Origin of the sequence: Selenomonas sp. oral taxon 126, assembly GCF_001683335.1 — a bacterium.
In the GTDB taxonomy this organism is placed as follows: domain Bacteria; phylum Bacillota; class Negativicutes; order Selenomonadales; family Selenomonadaceae; genus Centipeda.
Window position 1 is genome coordinate 2,174,087 of the sequence record NZ_CP016201.1, and the last position, 16,769, is coordinate 2,190,855.

Annotated in this window: 15 protein-coding genes; 7 read left to right on the top strand and 8 right to left on the bottom strand. The window is 46.0% G+C overall.

Going from position 1 to position 16,769, the window contains the following annotated elements; all coding sequences use genetic code 11:
* Window positions 1-43 precede the first annotated feature (43 nt).
* The 3 genes from AXF19_RS15485 to AXF19_RS09910 are packed head-to-tail and all read right to left on the bottom strand — an operon-like array spanning window position 44 to window position 1,287.
* Entirely contained in the window at window positions 44-601 is a 558-nt protein-coding gene (locus AXF19_RS15485; RefSeq protein WP_084784811.1) for a DDE-type integrase/transposase/recombinase, read from the bottom strand.
* Window positions 602-952 (bottom strand): IS3 family transposase, encoded by a 351-nt coding sequence (locus AXF19_RS15490; RefSeq protein WP_237141576.1) that lies wholly within the window; start codon window positions 950-952, stop codon window positions 602-604.
* A complete protein-coding gene (locus tag AXF19_RS09910) occupies window positions 949-1,287 on the bottom strand; it encodes a transposase (RefSeq protein ID WP_066848278.1) in 339 nt (112 codons plus the stop codon). Before AXF19_RS09910 ends, AXF19_RS15490 begins: the two co-directional genes overlap by 4 nt.
* Window positions 1,288-1,508: 221 nt before the next feature.
* Here AXF19_RS09910 and AXF19_RS09915 point away from each other — a divergent pair, with 221 nt between their 5' ends.
* Window positions 1,509-1,715, top strand: coding sequence for a helix-turn-helix domain-containing protein (locus AXF19_RS09915; protein WP_237141577.1), 207 nt, complete (start codon window positions 1,509-1,511; stop codon window positions 1,713-1,715).
* Complete coding sequence (dcm, locus tag AXF19_RS09920) at window positions 1,715-4,882, top strand: DNA (cytosine-5-)-methyltransferase (RefSeq protein ID WP_066848281.1); 3,168 nt, start codon at window positions 1,715-1,717, stop codon at window positions 4,880-4,882. The genes AXF19_RS09915 and dcm overlap by 1 nt, the downstream gene beginning before the upstream one ends.
* A gap of 47 nt (window positions 4,883-4,929) precedes the next feature.
* Here dcm and AXF19_RS09925 read toward each other — a convergent pair whose 3' ends face one another.
* From AXF19_RS09925 to AXF19_RS09945, 5 genes are all read right to left on the bottom strand, one after another.
* Window positions 4,930-6,576 (bottom strand): Alw26I/Eco31I/Esp3I family type II restriction endonuclease, encoded by a 1,647-nt coding sequence (locus AXF19_RS09925; protein ID WP_066848284.1) that lies wholly within the window; start codon window positions 6,574-6,576, stop codon window positions 4,930-4,932.
* A 508-nt stretch (window positions 6,577-7,084) separates the two neighbouring features.
* Window positions 7,085-8,083, bottom strand: a complete 999-nt coding sequence (locus AXF19_RS09930) for an IS5 family transposase (protein ID WP_066848287.1) — start codon at window positions 8,081-8,083, stop codon at window positions 7,085-7,087.
* A gap of 98 nt (window positions 8,084-8,181) precedes the next feature.
* Window positions 8,182-10,023 (bottom strand): AAA family ATPase, encoded by a 1,842-nt coding sequence (locus AXF19_RS09935; RefSeq protein WP_066848289.1) that lies wholly within the window; start codon window positions 10,021-10,023, stop codon window positions 8,182-8,184.
* On the bottom strand, window positions 10,016-10,501 hold the full coding sequence (locus AXF19_RS09940; protein WP_009440589.1) for an ABC-three component system middle component 2: 486 nt from the start codon (window positions 10,499-10,501) through the stop codon (window positions 10,016-10,018). Before AXF19_RS09940 ends, AXF19_RS09935 begins: the two co-directional genes overlap by 8 nt.
* Window positions 10,474-11,406: an ABC-three component system protein gene (locus AXF19_RS09945; protein WP_066848291.1), complete on the bottom strand. Its 933-nt coding sequence runs from the start codon at window positions 11,404-11,406 to the stop codon at window positions 10,474-10,476. Before AXF19_RS09945 ends, AXF19_RS09940 begins: the two co-directional genes overlap by 28 nt.
* Before the next feature lie 600 nt (window positions 11,407-12,006).
* Between AXF19_RS09945 and AXF19_RS09950 the strand changes: the two genes are divergently transcribed.
* The 5 genes from AXF19_RS09950 to AXF19_RS09970 all read left to right on the top strand — a co-directional run bounded on the left by AXF19_RS09950 (window position 12,007) and on the right by AXF19_RS09970 (window position 16,754).
* On the top strand, window positions 12,007-12,663 hold the full coding sequence (locus AXF19_RS09950; RefSeq protein WP_006696239.1) for an RNA polymerase sigma factor: 657 nt from the start codon (window positions 12,007-12,009) through the stop codon (window positions 12,661-12,663).
* Window positions 12,664-12,749: 86 nt separating this feature from the next.
* Complete coding sequence (locus tag AXF19_RS09955; RefSeq protein WP_066848293.1) at window positions 12,750-13,046, top strand: NAD-dependent DNA ligase; 297 nt, start codon at window positions 12,750-12,752, stop codon at window positions 13,044-13,046.
* Window positions 13,036-14,160: a DUF2800 domain-containing protein gene (locus AXF19_RS09960; RefSeq protein WP_066848295.1), complete on the top strand. Its 1,125-nt coding sequence runs from the start codon at window positions 13,036-13,038 to the stop codon at window positions 14,158-14,160. The genes AXF19_RS09955 and AXF19_RS09960 overlap by 11 nt, the downstream gene beginning before the upstream one ends.
* 12 nt (window positions 14,161-14,172) lie before the next feature.
* Window positions 14,173-14,733 (top strand): DUF2815 family protein, encoded by a 561-nt coding sequence (locus AXF19_RS09965; RefSeq protein ID WP_066848298.1) that lies wholly within the window; start codon window positions 14,173-14,175, stop codon window positions 14,731-14,733.
* A 68-nt stretch (window positions 14,734-14,801) separates the two neighbouring features.
* The gene (locus AXF19_RS09970; protein WP_066848301.1) at window positions 14,802-16,754 is read left to right on the top strand and encodes a DNA polymerase; all 1,953 of its coding nucleotides are present in this window, start codon (window positions 14,802-14,804) and stop codon (window positions 16,752-16,754) included.
* Window positions 16,755-16,769 lie beyond the last annotated feature (15 nt).

Genomic DNA, 16,769 nt, shown 5'->3' on the forward strand with positions numbered 1-16,769 from the left:
TTGTCAAGATCAGTTGACAAATTCCCCACAAGGAAATGAAATCTTAAGAAGCTACGTCCAGGGAATCATAGAACTGTTGGCGTTTCACCATCGGAGGAAGTCCGCCGTTTGCGGAACAGATCCGGCGGTTGTTCCAATAGCTCATGAAGTAACGCCAAATCAGAACCTTCAACTCTTGTGTTGTCATCTTCTTTGTGTCATAGCGTCCATAGAGAAGCTCCGACTTCATGCGTGCCCACATACTCTCACAACGCGCGTTATCATGACAGCGTCCACCGGCACTATTCATACTTTGTCGAATCCCATAGTGTTGGATTGCCTCCCGATACAGCTGACTTGTGTACTGGCTGCCGCGATCCGAGTGCAGGATTGCGCCCCTTAGCATCGGGTAGGAAATCATGGCGTTATCAAGCATCTGCACACACAGAGAAGCCCTCATATTCGTATCCATAGAAAGTCCGAGCACGCCGGCGTCATAGCAGTCAAAGAGTGCTGAAACATAGAGTTTTCCATCACACGCAGGAATCTCTGTCATGTCAGTGACACACCTAGAAAGCGGTGTGTCGGCATGAAAATCACGGTGCAGGAGATCCTCCGACATCTATGCCTGCCGATCTGCTTTTGTGATACCGTTCGACTTATGATTGGGACGATGGCTAAGTCCGATTTCTTCTATGACGCGGTAAACCGTTCGCTCGCTCGGGATATGGACGCCTTCCGGCTGCTTGATTTTGAGTGCTTGCCACATGCGGATTCTTCCGTAGGTGCCATTGCATTCATCCTCCGCATGAATCTGCATCATGGCATCGGCTAGCGCCTGATATTTCCACGGACGATCTTTGTTTGACAAGTACTGATAGAATCCCTGCCTCGTGACATCGAGAATCTTGCAATAGAAGCTGATGTTTCCTTTGATTGCGCCATCTGAAGTCTTGAGCGCGATGAATTTCATGCGTTCGTTTTTGTTGACTTCAGACGACTGACGGCGAAAAAAGCGCTTGCTTCTTCCAGAAAGTCGTTCTCTTTCTTTAGTCGCCGAATCTCTTTATCCTGCGCTTTGAGTCGTGCACGGAGCTGGGTGATTTCTTCATGCAGGGACATGGCGCTCGTGGGTGTTTGTGTACCGTGTCCAAGATCAAGATATCCCATACGGTGGGCACGGCTCCACGTGTACATGGTGTTTTTTGAAATCCCCAATTCACTAGCAGCCTTCGCCTGATCGATTTCTTGGGCGAGTTTTACTGCTTGAACTTTGAACTCGTGATCATATTGCTTGTTTGTTGCCATTTTGACCTCTCCTTCTCATCGTTCATTATACATCTATTCCTTGCGAAGAAGTTGTCAACTTTATTTATACAACATCAGATTGCTTTTTGGTGTTCTGCTTTTCATAGTCACACCAATTCGTACAAAAACCATATATATTCATATAAAAAACGTTGAAAAGCAGGTTTGATAATGCTATACTGTTATGTGATGAGATATGGCACTTTACTTTGAGGTGAATCGTGAACGAAGATTACATGGACAAGTGGATCAGTATCGAAGAAGCCGCAGAATACCTTGGTGTTAACAAAGATACTGTTCGAAATTGGATAAAAAAGGACAGCGGAATACCCGCTAATAAAATCGGCAAGCAGTGGCGATTTAAACGATGTGAACTCGATGAATGGGTAAAGAGCGGAAAAAGCAGCTTTCAGGATGGTGTAGATTAATGGCAAATAACGAATATTTTGACATTCAACAATTGAATAAAAGCTATGATGATGCCATATTTGCCAAGGCCAAGGAAATAAGAAAAAGTGTCGCAGAACGCTTCGCATCGAAATATGAAATTGCTGATTCTGACCGGAATGCTATAAAGAGTAGCATGCTTAATTCTGTCTTGGAACGCAATCCCTTTGATAATGCCGAGAAGGTGTTGGCTTTTAACGCCTTTTTGACAGAAAAAACATGTGCCGAATTACTGGAGAATTATGGTGATAACCCAATTGAAATGATTGGATTATATGCTAATGTTGTTGAACTTGGTGCAAGAGAGTTTATCGATCCCGATGATACAAGTGTGGTTCATAAACACCTGGGGGCAGCGAAAAATAATGGCTTTTTCTTTACACCCCCATCGGTGGCTATAAGAATGGTATTAGCTTCAATAAACGAAAACCCAGGTGCACGGTCAGTTTTTGATCCAGCAGCTGGTGTAGGGGTTTTCCTTGCGTACAGTATATTGCTCAATGAACGGATAGAATGTGTTCAGGGGATTGAAATTGATGCTCTGACAGCAATTCTGGCACGAAATCTTTTAAGCAAAGTCAAAGAAATAAAAGGAACGGATATCGCTATTGATGTGCGATGTACGGACTTTTTTGAGTATTTTGATTCAGAAAGAGAAGAAACATTTGATTCCATAATAATGAATCCCCCCTATGGGAATATAAAGTTCCTGGCGTCTGACCTTACAGATATAAGTACAAGAGCGGATCTGTCCCAAGAGGAACGGATAGAACTTGGAAATAAAATCCGCCAGGATACTATGAATCGTTCCACGCGCTTAAGGGAGAGATTCTCTTCTTATGGGATGGCGAAGGGAACGCTGGAGTACTCTAAGCTATTTATGGCAGCGGCATTAGATTTATTATCTGATACTGGAACTGTCGTGGCAATTACACCTTCTTCTTGGCTTGGTGATGAAACAAGCACTGCTTTCAGAAAAACTATTATTCTGAAGGGTCTCCTGCATGGTATATGGATAATACCGGAAATCGCAAAATTATTTAAGGGCGTTAACCAACCAACTGCCGTTTCAATACTTGGAAAAGAACCGGTTAGTGTTATATCTGTTTCCAATCCTGTATATAGGATTGAAGAAGTTGACTCCATAAAGACCTCGTTATCGTTGCAGTCGGTAATAGCAGTGTCCGGGGAAAAACTTAAATTCCCCAAATGCGATGGAAAATCCATGCGCATTCTTGTAAAGCTACAGACGCTCGGTAAATTCAAGGACATTGATGAGTTGGTAAATGCACGTGGAGAACTCGATTTAACGCAGTACAAACAGTTCGTATCTAAATCAGATACGGGTCATAGGCTTATTCGAGGGGATCATATACATGGCTGGGAACTTGGCTCGGTAAATGATTCAGGAAAAGATGGATATGTAAGATACGAAGGCTTTATTGAGGCAATTGCAAACAGCTCTAAAGCGGAGTATATAAACTGCTCCAGAATAGCTATTCCACAGTGTTCATACTTGCAAAAGAAAAAGCGTATCGAAGCAGCGATTGTTCCCAAAAACAGTATTCTGGCAAATTCGTGTGACTTTGTTGCAATAAACAGTACAGATCAGAAGGACGAGAAAGAATTCTACTACTGGATCTTCCTCAATAGCTATACTGTTGAATGGGAGTTTAGAATTTTTAGCTACAACAATCATGTTGCAAATAGCGAACTCTCTGAATTGACCTGCTTACCGTATGCATCCTTACAAACTACAAATTGCTCGAAACTCAAGCTTTTAATGCAACGGAACGGCGAGGACAGGTATTCTTATTTTGACGCATTTATTGCAGTTATAGCGGGATTAAGCAAGGATGATTATTCCGTTATTTTGCAAAATGTTGAGGCTTCAGAAATGGAAAAATGTTTAGAGGCATATGATGAAATACAAGATGAAAAGCAAATTGACTTTGCAAATCACCAAATGCCATCGTTATCAAAACTTGATAAGCAGATGATTAGTTATGTTGAGCCAGGAGGAAACTGGACAAGCATACCTGAATCTGTACCTTCAAAACGACTTGATCAAATCAGGGCTATGGCAAAAACACGCGGAATGGTGAGAACTACTTACTATAGCAGGTTAAAATATACACAGCCTTCATATACTATTTCGACGTATTTTAACCGTCCAGGGAATGGCGCAAATATCCATCCCTGGGAGGATAGAACTCTTTCCTGTCGAGAAGCCGCCCGACTTCAGTCTTTCCCGGATTCATTTAAATTTCTTGGAAATGAGGCTGCTGTTAGAACACAAATAGGAAATGCAGTTCCTCCTTTGCTCGGATATGCCATAGGAAAATCTATAGAAGAGGCTGTTGGAAGGACTGTGAAATTTTGCGATGTATTTGCCGGCGCTGGAGGTTTAAGCTATGGAATGGAGTTGGCAGGATTTAATGGTGTTGCAGCGATAGAACTCAATAAGGATGCTGCAAAAACATATTCGGCAAATCATGAAAATAATATAACGATGGTTGTTGGTGATATTAATAATGAAAGTGTTCAATCTGAATTCATTTCTGCAATTGAAAAAGGAATATCTCCCGACGAGCCATGGGTTATGGTAGGCGGACCTCCATGCCAGGGATTTTCCACAGCCGGCTATAGAGATGAAAATGATATCAGGAATAAGCTCGTTGACAGTTATTTGAAACTGATTCAACGGGTACAGCCTACGATTGTGGTAATGGAAAATGTTCAGGGAATACTTAGTATGAAAGGTGGAAAGGTTATCGAAGGTGTATATGCATCTTTGAGTAAGTTGGGCTACAAGCTGAATGCTGAGCCTTGGGTATTGGATGCTGAGATGTACGGTGTTCCTCAGATGCGTAGGCGAGTCATCATTGTAGCGTCGAAGGATGAGAAATATCTTCCGTCTGTTCCGGAAGCACTGTTTGAAAAATGTCTTGGCAGACGAGAAACTAACGATGGACAGACTTCCTTGTCTTTCCATCGATATCCTGTTACAGTAGGAGAGGCCTTTTGGGGATTATCAGCCTTGATGCCTGTTAACACCTACTTCCCGAAGGATGCAGTAATTGACCCAACTTATAGTAAGTGGTGTAGTGGAGAAATCAGTACAGAAGAGTTTTTGGAGATTAGATAAAAAATATAAAAAAGCGGGGCGGGAATAATCTTCCCGCCCTAACTTTATTACTTCGCAATTTCGGCAATACATTCGTCTGCGAATTGAAGCCCCCTACTATCAATGATGGATTTTAATTGATTCGTAAGCTGAGCGTATTTACCCATTCTGTTAGTAAAGTCTGCGCTTTCGATTATGACTTGAATTTCTGAATCCTTTTGGTCTAATGATTCGATGCTTGGAGAAAGCACGGCTTGCATTTTTTTATCCGCTTCATTAACAGGAACTGAAGAAAAAATCTTCGATATTTTTGCTTTGTCCTGCAGAAGAAATGCTTCCACAGCCTTCAGAATAATAGACTTTCTCTTTGCTGTAGGTTTTGAACAGTATTCAAATAATTCTTCAAATGCAATTCTAACAGATCTTGCCGCAAGGCTACGACTGCCATTGGACACAGCCTTGACCTTGTTAAATGACTTATATGAAAGTGTACTTGGATCCAACCCTGTAAAGGTGACATTGTAATTTGCGTATTCTGGGTGCAAATAACATGTCAGATACTCAAAATGCCCCAGGGATGCAATGTAGGCGAGAATGCGAAGATAGTAATCTTGCATGGCGCGCATATAATTAGATAGAGTTTTTACGGTTGCATCGTCGCGCATTTCATCCTTTGCTTTATCCCATAAGGTGCGTACCTGCCAACTGGCAGCAGATTCTCCCGTTTTTTCTTCATAATCAAGGAGACTAATAACATTATCAAAGGTAAAGCGTCTGTTTTTTGCAGAGTTGCAGCGTCCACAGAGGGGTTCAAAGAAACCATTCTGCTTAAAACCACATGCTAATGGACCAACATGGTCAGGACTTATTTTTTTTACATGCTTTCCGCAGTTAACGCAAACACCTGGACCAGCACTATTGTAGAGAGTATCTGCAATTTTCCAATCGCCTTCAGCCCACCACATAAATGCTCTGCGGTCATGATTATAAGTGCGCATGTTTTCATCAGATCGACCGGGATCATTATGCTTCCTGCAAAAAGTACAATAATCATGAATACCATCAAGACGATGTGGACAATCGCCCATGTATCCCGGACTCAGTTTCGTTGAACGAATCTGCTGTGTTAAACGGAAGAATTCCTCATAATTACCTGCGTCGAATGATGCTATATCATCTGCTTTTTCAGGAAAATTCTTTAATATAAACTCCCTTGAGAACTCCTTGCCGCGTTTTTCAACAAGAATCTTGACTGCCTCATAAACAGGCATGGTCTTTTCGAACAGTTGCTCACCAACCACTTTATTTAAAGCATTGGCAAAATTGGCATTGATATACATATATCCTATATATCTTCTTTTACCACATACTAAGCATACTTTCTTTCCTGTTGGATGTATTGTACGTGCAGCAATTGTAAGCCTGTCGTCCGAATTTCCGGTTCCTGGAAGTTCGAGATCATCCGCTTTCTGAACCCACCAATCAAAACGCCCAGGGAAGAACTTGTAAAAAGAGGTCGTTTTCCCTGAACTACATTGCCAGTTTATCTTTCCGTTTTCGCCACGAATTCCTGGCAAGCCTTCATATACCGGAGAGTTCGCAATCGTATTCATGTATGCAACATAACGCGCCGGGGCTGAGAAAGTTCCTCTACCATATTTATTATTGTCAGATGTTTCTATAAGAATTCCCTTATCTTTTTTCTCAGAGCTCATTCTGTTACCTCCTTATTTATACAAATGAAATTCCATTTTTGTTAGTCCTGTATCGAGGGCACGATACATATATCGGGATGCTATCGAAGAGTATGGTTTCCATTTCTTACAGCGTTTTTGTATCGAGGACGGAGAACAATCATCTGTTTTATACGCCCATCTATACCCCTGGAGAAACGCCACATCTTCGTATGGGAGTATGTCTTGACGATTCAAGCAAAAAATTAAATACATTTTTGCCGTCCAAGTTCCGATTCCGCAGATAGAGGTTAAAGCTTTGGTAACGGCTTTGTCGGGTATCCTTGCCAGTTCATCAAAACATAAATGACCAGATTCAATTGCATCTGTTAAGGAATCACTGATAAATAGTGGATAATCACAGCCAGCTGATCCGCAGACACAAATTTCACAAATTACAATACAAAAGAGCGTGCAATACTGCTCTCATTGCCCCTTTTTCTTCCCCGAATCGCCCGTTTCACCGGGAAATTTGGGAAAAAGGGCGCACTTATCCCATTGTCATGCAGAACGCCCTCTGCCTTCCTGCCCTCAAACACATGACGAGGTTCGCCGATGCAAAGAGCAGATAGTAACGGAGCAGGTTCTTCTTGATGCCACGATACCTTGTCCTGCCCGCTTGGAACAGTCGCTTCACAATGAGGAACGGATGCTCTACCTTGCAGCGGATGGAAGTTTTCTCGTGTTCGATCTTCTTGTCCCAATTCGTCCCTTTGTATTCTTTCGTCATGCGGTTCTGCGAGGGTCTTTGGGCAATGTGGTAGTCCACGTCTGAAAGCTCGGACCTCTCTCGGATTTCCGTGCGTTTTTCCACACCGAGATACCCCGAATCCCCATAGACCGTATGATCATCTTCGCGGATCAGCGCATGGGTTTGGGTAATGTCGTGCACGTTGGCGGCGGTCGCTGTGATCGTATGGACGTAGCCTGTTCCGGCATCCGCACCGGAATGGATCTTCATGCCGAAGTACCACTGATTCCCCTTCTTCGTGGAGTGCATCTCAGGGTCACGGGACTTTGTCGCGTTCTTGGTCGAACTCGGTGCATGAATGATGGTTGCATCAACAATCGTGCCGCCGTGCATGATGAGTCCAGACGCGTCTAGGCGTTGTTTCACATCATCGAAAATCTTGCGGGCGATGTCGTGCTTTTCCAGCAGATGCCGAAAATGCAGAAGTGTCGTGGCATCGGGTGTCTGTTCTGTGGAAAAGTCAATCCGCAGAAAGTGTTTCATGGCATAGCTGTCGTAAATTGCATCCTCGATTCCCTCATCGGAAAGACCGAACCAGTTCTGCATAAGGTACATACGCAGCATGGTTTCTAGGGGGATCAGTTTTCTGCCGCGCTCTTTCTGGACATAGTACGGCGCGATGAGTGCCATCCATTCGTTCCAAGGAATGATGGATTCCATGGCTTCCAGAAAGGCTTCACGCCGTGTTGTTCTCTTGCGGTTTGCGTACTCCATGTCGGTAAAGGTTTGCTGCACCATGATGTTGCCTCTCTCTCGTCGTGTTGCTGTTTTCCTCTATTGTAATATTTCGGAGCTCAATCGTGCAACAAAAGAATTTTTCAGTGTTTCCCTAAGAATTATTGATCTTCCGCATTATACACATCATTCAAAAATCCATACCTACCTTTTTCTTTGTTTCTAGAGAATTGAATAACATGGACAGCATTTTCCTCACTGTCAGTGGGAATGAAGGGCATACGTTTTGTTTGCTCAACAATGATGACCTGTCGTTCGTGGGCATTAGAGATGAGATACTTTATGAAATTTTGTTTTATGGTATCGTTTTGTTCTTTATGTTCCGCTTCAGAGAGCTGCGTCAAGGAGGAATCGACTGCATAGAAGCCGGGAGCATTCCTTCCAAGATCAATGAGGTATGAACTCATCGCCATTGTTGTGATTGTGTTCAGTAGCCCGCAGAAGCCTCCGCCCATTGAGACAGATTTTTTTAGCCCATCAATCTCAATGTCGAAGTTTTCCATGTTAAGTCTTGCTGAATTCGCTCCTCCAATATGGGAGGCTTTCAAAATCTGACGAAGCTTCTCTTCAAAGCCTTTGATGAGATCGTAGTCATAATCCTCGAACACATTATACTTCGAGGGGCGCGATATTTCTTCTGTTTCCTTGTTGAACAACTCACTACTGTACTGTATTTCGTCTTGACGGACAAAATCGAGCTCTCCTGAAAGTCGTATCAGTTTTAGATGTTGTTCAAGTTTTTCTTCAAAAGAACTTAATTGAGGTTGTAATTGGTTAGTAATCAGAGTATCAATAGTATCCTTCTTTTCTTCTAATGCTCTGATTGTGGTAATGATCGTTTTTTGTTGATGATTGACGTCCTGCTGAGCAATATTCAGTTCGGATAGATGATGTTTAATTTTTTCAAGCTCAGCTGCAGATGCTTCAATAAAAGATGTGCTCTGTACACGTTCTGCATATTCACCGCAGATAGGGCACTTAACTTTTTTTCGGATAGGTGAGATACTCGCTGCGCCATCAACAATAAACTCGATTCGCCTGATATCAGCTTGATACTGTTGGTGTAGGACAGAAAGATTATGTTCTACAGTTTTTGATTCGGAGAGTTTACCATTCCATGCATAGATTTCCGACATAATCTGCTGACTTTCTTTTGCAGCAGCATCCATTCGTGTCTGCAGGTCAGAAATCTCTTTTCGAATACGCTCGACGCTCGTACGAGGATCTGTGATACTTGAGGATGAGAGAGCAACTTCCAGTTTTTCTCGTCTGGCAGTGAGTTCCTTTACTTTTTCTTGGATGTATCCAATCACGGCCTTCTTTTTTGCTTCACTGATTTTAGGATCTTCTGTTGCAATAAGGGAATTGGCATCTTTCCCAGTTAATAAGTATAACAGTACGGATGCTGATGCCGTGGGACCCGGGCTATTGGGCGCCAGTAACGCTGAGCTTTCTCTTGCAACATCTCCTTGTCGAATGAAAAACAGATGGAGCATACTTCTCCATGTTAGATCTTGAGTTTTAGTGCCTGTTTCTGCCGAACGAATAACATGCGGTTCATCAATTCCAAGCAAATGAAGATAGACAGCGTTGATATTCTTCTTGGCGTTATGACTTACGCTGTATGTACCATGCTCAACTGTTGGATCTGTGCCGCTGGCGAGAATTTTTGAATCACCTATTTTGCGCTTCAGAATAACGCTTCCTGTGCCTGTTGCCAAATGGAGCGTGACATACTCATAGCCGTATTGGTTATCAACAATTTTTGAAGGTCGGTTTTTCTTCGGGGAGAATCCGAATACATAATCCAAGCAGTCCATGATGAGGCTTTTTCCTGTATTGGAAGGCCCCAATATAAAATTCAAACCAGGTTTGAAATCAATGACGGTGTCTTTGTGCCATCCACCGGACACGATCAGTTTTTCAATATAAAATCTATTCATGTCCGACCTCCTTTAGTGATTGAACAGTAAGCTTGTTTATTTCTTTCAACATCGCCTTGGCATTTGCTCCATTAAACTTACTAAGTACAGCATGAGTCGCAATAATGTATTCTTTTGCATAGTCATTGTCAAATTGCTTACAGACTGCCATTCCAAGCTCTGTAATGGAGTATCTGTACCCGGTTGGAGTGGGAGATAGGCGAACATATCCATCCAGTACAAGGTTTTTTAAAGCAGAATCCACCATATGCTTTCTTGCTGGATATTCACTAAATCTGTAATCGCCATATCCATGCAGGTTTTCGTCCAGTAGACCAAAGTCTGATGCGTAAACAGAGATGAAATCTAATGCACTGACTTGTTGTTCATCTAATTTTGAAGGAAACAACTCTTTCAGCATGAGAAGAATACGGAGAGAAATTTCAAAGACTGAGCCAAGGGCGGATTCACTCATTGCTTCTTTCTTCTCCTTATCCATGCAAGTTTACCGTCGTTCACAAGATGATGGCATACACCTTTTTTGATTTTTCCACCGATCCAATATGGAGATGCGCTGAGAACATAGTTTGTCATCGGTGTGGTGACTGCCTGCTCCATTACTGCAAGCATACGCTCATAACCATTCGGGTGTGTTCGTTTTGCTGTGTCTGTCACGCCGACAAGAGTTTCGGATTTCAAGACGTCAAATTGATCTGTTAGACTGCCACTGCCCAACTCTAATACTCCGCGCCGTATGCTTTCAGCCGCATAAAAATCGATACGGCGACCATTTAAATCCTCCTCATAGTCGGGAAATGATATAAGGTCATTCCTTGAAAACACATCCATGCCCTCGGCATCGCCGTATGCCAAAAACAACTCATCAATATATGTTTCCTCATTTTGAGTCGCTTCCTTAGGAACCGGTACATTAGCCGGACGGGGGAGCGACTTTATTTTTTCTTGGATGTCATTGATCAGCGTCAGATCTAAATCAGATTTTTGAGAGGGGGGAGATGAGGCAATATTGTTGATGATGTCTAAGATTATAGACTCTAACAGGTCTGCACATGCTGTGGCTGGATCATCACTTGAAATGTTATGTCTGACCAACCAAGCTGATATCTTGTCATAAGACGATGTATCATCCATTCTCTCCCATATCCAATGCGAGAATTTTTCCTTATCACGGTGGTCATAGAGATATTGTGCATCCTTTACTTGAATGAGGCGGATTCCTTTGATGTATCGATACTTTGTGTCATTCTGTCTCTTCAGTAGTTTACAGGCGTCCATTGCAGCATCTTGTATGAAATTCCCGATCAGCTCAGTGAAATAGTCATACTCCGATTTTCCATATGAAATATAGGCTGAAAGACCTGTAGCATATTCAGAAAAAGTCATGACTTATATTCCTCCTGTTTGAAGATTTCCTTTCTGTCCGAGAGCGTCCGGGAGTGTCCGTCCAGTCCGATTTTTAAATAAGCTATTTTGCTAAACTGCTATTAGTAAGTTGATTTTGTAGAAGTCCTCATCAAGCACAGCATATGAAATCTCTCTGTGAAGATAGTGCATAGAACTATTATAACACATTTCCAAGACAGTCCTTGCACCTTCGTCGTTTTATCCGGGGGGCAGAGGAAATCTAGTACATCTAAATTATAACACGAGCAAGAGTTTCTTTTCTCGCTTTTGTGAGAAAAAAACAGAAAAAATTCTAATCAAAAAGCGGTGACCAAATCGGATGTATGTGTCCGCTTCTTTGTAGAGAGGTAAAACTTTTTAGGAGGTGGTAGGAAAAATCAAATTCGGTTTCCCAAAGTAAGTCAATCTGTTGTCCAAGATGGCCATAGGACGGCGGGATGCGAATAGGGGTTCTGACAGCATACGAGCTTGTCAGTATCTCTATGCTCCCACCGTGCTTCTTTATGCCCATTTTTGGAGTGAAGCCCGTGTGTAGTTTTGCATCCTGCCGTTCGGCAAGAACGAAAGGAACGCAAAACTATGAAAATCCAGCTTAACGGTATCATCAAAGACTACTCCGCGCAGGAGGTCAAGGAACTCCTGCAGCAGGGACATCGTTTTCAGCACAGTAAGAAGCTGGGCGTGTATGTCCCCGTCCCGATTCAGATCCACGAAAACGGAAGAATCCGGGATACGGGCATGGATGAACTCGTCCGGCGGAAGACTGCCGGAGAAAAGTTCTTCAAGGCGTCGGGGCGGGCAATTTATGCACCTGTCGATGCTAATCAATACTCCGTCGTCATGCGCCCAATCTGGCGGGAGGATAAGCGGGAAAAGCGTGAGCAACACTGTATCTATGAAGGAAAGCCCTGCTGCGCCAACCGCAGCTGTGATGGATGCTCACATCCCGTGTATCGGACAATCTCTTTAGAACGTGCGGTGGAGGTCAATGACCCGGCACTTCCCGTCCATGAGGATGTCGCCGACACCACAGTCCGCGAGGAGCGTAATCGCAGGCTGTACGAGGCTCTCGCCAAACTCGATCCCATCGACCATGAAATTCTTATCCGCAGGGCGGCGGGACAGTCTGAACGCGAGATTGCTGGTGCTGTCGGCTTCAAATCCAAAGAAAGTGTTCGTAAGCGTATGAAGAAATTCATGCCCAGACTGCAAGAGCAGATTGAGGATATTTTGTAAAATCTGGTGACCAGACTGCGGGCAGGTGTCCTCTTCTTTATAGGAAGGTGAAGATGCCCGCAGTTAATCGAAAGGAAGTGATACCTATGCGGGAACAGAATGAAGTCACAGCAGAGCTTGTGGCGATATTGCGCCGGCTCGTCGATGTCCTTGAGGAAATCGTACAGAGTTCTCAAGGCGAGGAGCAACCGAAGGTCTCGGAATCGGAGGAAGCCTCACCAACACTTGAGGAGGTACGCGCCGTACTTGCGAAACTCTCTGTCGAAGGACACAGTGCCGCAGTCAAGTCACTGATTGCCAAATACGGTGCGGCAAAACTCAGCGAGCTTGCGCCGGAACATTATGTGGCACTCCTGAAGGAGGCTGAGCGCATTGGCACGTAAACACGCCATCCTCTCCGCATCCTCTGCCGCACGATGGATTGCTTGTCCGCCATCGGCGCGGCTCAATGCGGAGCAATCCGATACGCCAAGCGAGTACGCCGCTCAAGGGACAGACGCGCATACGCTCTGTGAGTACAAACTCCGTAAGGCACTTGGTGAGCGGGTGCGCGATCCAACCAAGAAACTGTCCTCTTATGACAGCGAGATGGAGGAGTGCTCGGAATTCTACGTCCAGTTCATTATGGGGCTTGTGGCGCAGTTCCGCGAGGAAAACGCAGACACAATGGTGTCCGTGGAGCAGCGCGTGGATTTCTCGGACTTCGTGCCGGACGGCTTCGGCACGGCGGACACGCTCATCATCTTCGGCAAGACCGTCTGCATCGTGGACTACAAGCACGGCAAAGGCATCGAGGTCAGTGCTGACCACAATCCGCAGATGATGTGCTACGCGCTTGGCTGCGTCCAGATGTTCGACGGTCTCTACGACATCGAAGAGGTGCGGATGGTGATCTTCCAGCCTCGTTTCGCCAACATCTCGGAGTTCATCATCTCGAAAGCTGATCTTCTGGCATGGGCGGCAGATACGCTTGTACCTGCGGCAAAGTTGGCACACGAAGGAGAAGGAGTGTTCTGCGCCGGAGCACACTGCCAGTTCTGCAAAATCAAGGCGACCTGCCGCAAGCGGGCAGAGTACAATCTGGAACTCGCCCGGTATGACTTCGAAATGCCACCGACACTGGAAGATTCGGAAGTAGAAGCGGTGCTTGCAAAGGCTGACACACTCGCCGCATGGGTCAGCGACATCAAGGAATACGCCCTGCAGAGGGCGATTCAAGGGAAACAGTGGATGGACTGGAAACTGGTGGAAGGCCGCTCGAATCGGAAATACACCGATGAGGCGGCTGTCGCCAAAACCGTCAAAGAAGCAGGCTTTGAGCCGTATGAGCAAAAACTGCTCGGAATTACGGCGATGACTGGTCTGCTCGGAAAAAGTAAGTTTGAGGAACTGCTCGGCAGCCTCGTTGTCAAGCCGCAGGGGAAACCTACACTTGCTCCCATGAGCGACAAGCGGCCGGCGATGAACACTGCAGCAGAAGATTTTAAGGAAAGTTGAGGAAAACACATCATGGCAAAAGTTATCAATCCGACAAAAGTGATCACGGGTGTCAAGACACGTTGGAGCTATGCCAACGTCTGGCAGGCAAAGTCCATTAACGGCGGTGCGCCGAAGTTCAGCGTGTCGCTCATCATACCGAAGAGCGACACCAAGACAGTGACGGCAGTCAAGAATGCCATTCAGGCAGCATATGAGGAAGGGCAGTCGAAGCTCAAGGGTAACAGCAAATCCGTCCCCGCGCTCACGGCGATCAAGACGCCGCTCCGTGATGGCGATGCGGAACGCCCGGACGATGAGGCGTATAAGGACAGCTACTTCATCAACGCAAACTCTGCGACCGCGCCCGGCATCGTGGATGCTGCCCGCAATCCGATCATCGAGCACTCGGAGGTCTACTCCGGCGTTTACGGACGAGCAAGCATCAACTTCTACGCATTCAACTCGAACGGCAGCAAGGGCATCGCTTGCGGACTGAACAACCTGCAGAAGATTTCCGACGGTGAGCCGCTCGGGGGCAAGACCCGCGCCGAGGATGACTTCGCAGACGAAGACGAGGATTTTCTCAGCTAAATAAGAGTTGACCGACACGGGCAGCGGGGATTCTTCCTCGCTGCCTTTGTCACAGAAGGAGAACATACATGAAGTCCATTTCTATCGATCTTGAAACTCGGAGCAGTGTGGACATCAGCAAGAGCGGCGTATATCGTTACGCCGAAGCTGAGGACTTTGCGATACTGCTTTTCGCCTATGCCGTGGATAGAGGCGCGGTGGAGGTCATCGACCTCGTGGGGGGTGAGCAGATTCCGCAGGAGATTCTGGATGCGCTGACCGATGAGAGCGTCATCAAGTGGGCGTTCAATGCCAATTTTGAGCGTGTGTGCCTGTCGCGTTACTTGTCGGACCTGGGGATCGCTCTGGATCCATTTCGAGACAATCATCTGCTCTCTACGGAGTGCGCTCACTTCCTGAATCCTCGTAGCTGGCGATGCACGATGGTCTGGTCTGCCTACATGGGCTTGCCGCTCTCGCTTGCCGCCGTCGGACGGGTGCTTGGACTGGAAGAGCAGAAAATGACGGAGGGTAAGGCTCTCATCCGTTATTTTTCAACGCCTCCGTTCCATGAGCCTACAGGAGAGAAGTGGGAGATCTTCAAGTCTTACAACCGCCGCGATGTCGAAGTGGAGATGGCGATTCAGCAGCGTATCTTCAAATATCCTGTGCCTCCGTCGGTGTGGGAGGAGTATGTATTAGACCAAGAAATCAATGATCGTGGGATACGTCTGGATATGCCGTTCGTGGAGAATGCCGTCAAGATTGACGCGCTCACCAAGGAAAAACTGACGGACAGGCTGAAAACTCTGACCGGGCTTGAGAATCCGAACAGCGTGGTGCAGATGAAGGCATGGCTTAAGGAGCGCGGTGTCGAAACGGAGTCACTGGACAAGAAGGCTATGGCTGCCCTTCTTGCCAATGTTCCCGCTCCGCTGAAGGAAGTACTGGAACTTCGGCAGCAACTTGCAAAGTCCTCGGTGAAGAAATATCAGGCAATGCAGAATACCGTTTGTGCGGATAGCCGTGCACGGGGCATGTTTCAGTTCTATGGAGCGAACCGTACCGGGCGGTTTTCGGGACGCCACATTCAATTACAAAATCTTCCTCAGAATCATCTCACCGACCTCGAATGCGCCCGTGACCTTGTGCGGGAGGGAAATTATGCGGCACTGGAAATGCTCTATGATTCTGTGCCGGATGTTCTATCACAGCTGATCCGTACGGCCTTTATTCCAAAGGAGGGCAGGACATTCATCGTCGCCGACTTCTCTGCCATCGAAGCACGGGTGCTGTCATGGCTTGCCAAGGAGCGATGGCGCATGGATGTATTCGCTGATGACGGCGACATCTACTGTGCCACGGCGGGCAGGATGTTCCATTGCAATGTGGTGAAGCACGGCGAGAATGGGCATCTTCGGCAAAAAGGAAAGCAGGCAGAACTGGCCTGTGGTTACGGCGGCTCCGTTGGTGCGCTGAAGGCATTCGGGGCATTGGAGTCCGGGATGAAGGAAGATGAACTGAAACCGCTCGTGGATGCTTGGCGTGCAGCAAATCCGAATATCGTGGATTTCTGGTGGGCGGTGGATCGCGCTGCCAAGGACTGTATCAAGGAACGAAGCAAAAAGATGACGCATGGAATCCAGTTCATCTATCAGAGCGGCATGATGTTCATTCAGCTTCCGAGCGGGCGCAGACTCTCCTATGTAAAACCGCGCATCGGAGAGAATCAGTTCGGTGGCGAATCCATTACCTACATGGGACTGAATCTCTCGAAAAAGTGGGCACGGATTGAATCCTACGGCCCGAAGCTCGTGGAAAACATCACACAGGCCATCAGCCGCGACATCCTCTGCTATGCCATGCAGACGCTGCGGAACATGGAGATTGTCGCTCACGTCCATGATGAAATCATCATCAAATGCGATGAACGCACCTCACTATCTGCCGTTTGTGAGCAGATGGCGCGAACTCCGCTGTGGGCAGAGGGGCTTCTGCTCCGCGTCGACGGTTTCGAGTGCCAATTCTATCAGAAAGACTAATTTCCATCCTCCCAG

What these genes read in the sequence shown, in the direction of transcription:
- AXF19_RS15485 (WP_084784811.1), bottom strand. Translation starts at nt 601, where the DNA reads ATGTCGGAGGATCTCCTGCACCGTGATTTTCATGCCGACACACCGCTT.
- AXF19_RS15490 (WP_237141576.1), bottom strand. Translation starts at nt 952, where the DNA reads ATGAAATTCATCGCGCTCAAGACTTCAGATGGCGCAATCAAAGGAAAC.
- AXF19_RS09910 (WP_066848278.1), bottom strand. Translation starts at nt 1,287, where the DNA reads ATGGCAACAAACAAGCAATATGATCACGAGTTCAAAGTTCAAGCAGTA.
- dcm (WP_066848281.1), top strand. Translation starts at nt 1,715, where the DNA reads ATGGCAAATAACGAATATTTTGACATTCAACAATTGAATAAAAGCTAT.
- AXF19_RS09925 (WP_066848284.1), bottom strand. Translation starts at nt 6,576, where the DNA reads ATGAGCTCTGAGAAAAAAGATAAGGGAATTCTTATAGAAACATCTGAC.
- AXF19_RS09930 (WP_066848287.1), bottom strand. Translation starts at nt 8,083, where the DNA reads ATGGTGCAGCAAACCTTTACCGACATGGAGTACGCAAACCGCAAGAGA.
- AXF19_RS09935 (WP_066848289.1), bottom strand. Translation starts at nt 10,023, where the DNA reads ATGAATAGATTTTATATTGAAAAACTGATCGTGTCCGGTGGATGGCAC.
- AXF19_RS09940 (WP_009440589.1), bottom strand. Translation starts at nt 10,501, where the DNA reads ATGGATAAGGAGAAGAAAGAAGCAATGAGTGAATCCGCCCTTGGCTCA.
- AXF19_RS09945 (WP_066848291.1), bottom strand. Translation starts at nt 11,406, where the DNA reads ATGACTTTTTCTGAATATGCTACAGGTCTTTCAGCCTATATTTCATAT.
- AXF19_RS09950 (WP_006696239.1), top strand. Translation starts at nt 12,007, where the DNA reads ATGAAAATCCAGCTTAACGGTATCATCAAAGACTACTCCGCGCAGGAG.
- AXF19_RS09955 (WP_066848293.1), top strand. Translation starts at nt 12,750, where the DNA reads ATGCGGGAACAGAATGAAGTCACAGCAGAGCTTGTGGCGATATTGCGC.
- AXF19_RS09965 (WP_066848298.1), top strand. Translation starts at nt 14,173, where the DNA reads ATGGCAAAAGTTATCAATCCGACAAAAGTGATCACGGGTGTCAAGACA.
- AXF19_RS09970 (WP_066848301.1), top strand. Translation starts at nt 14,802, where the DNA reads ATGAAGTCCATTTCTATCGATCTTGAAACTCGGAGCAGTGTGGACATC.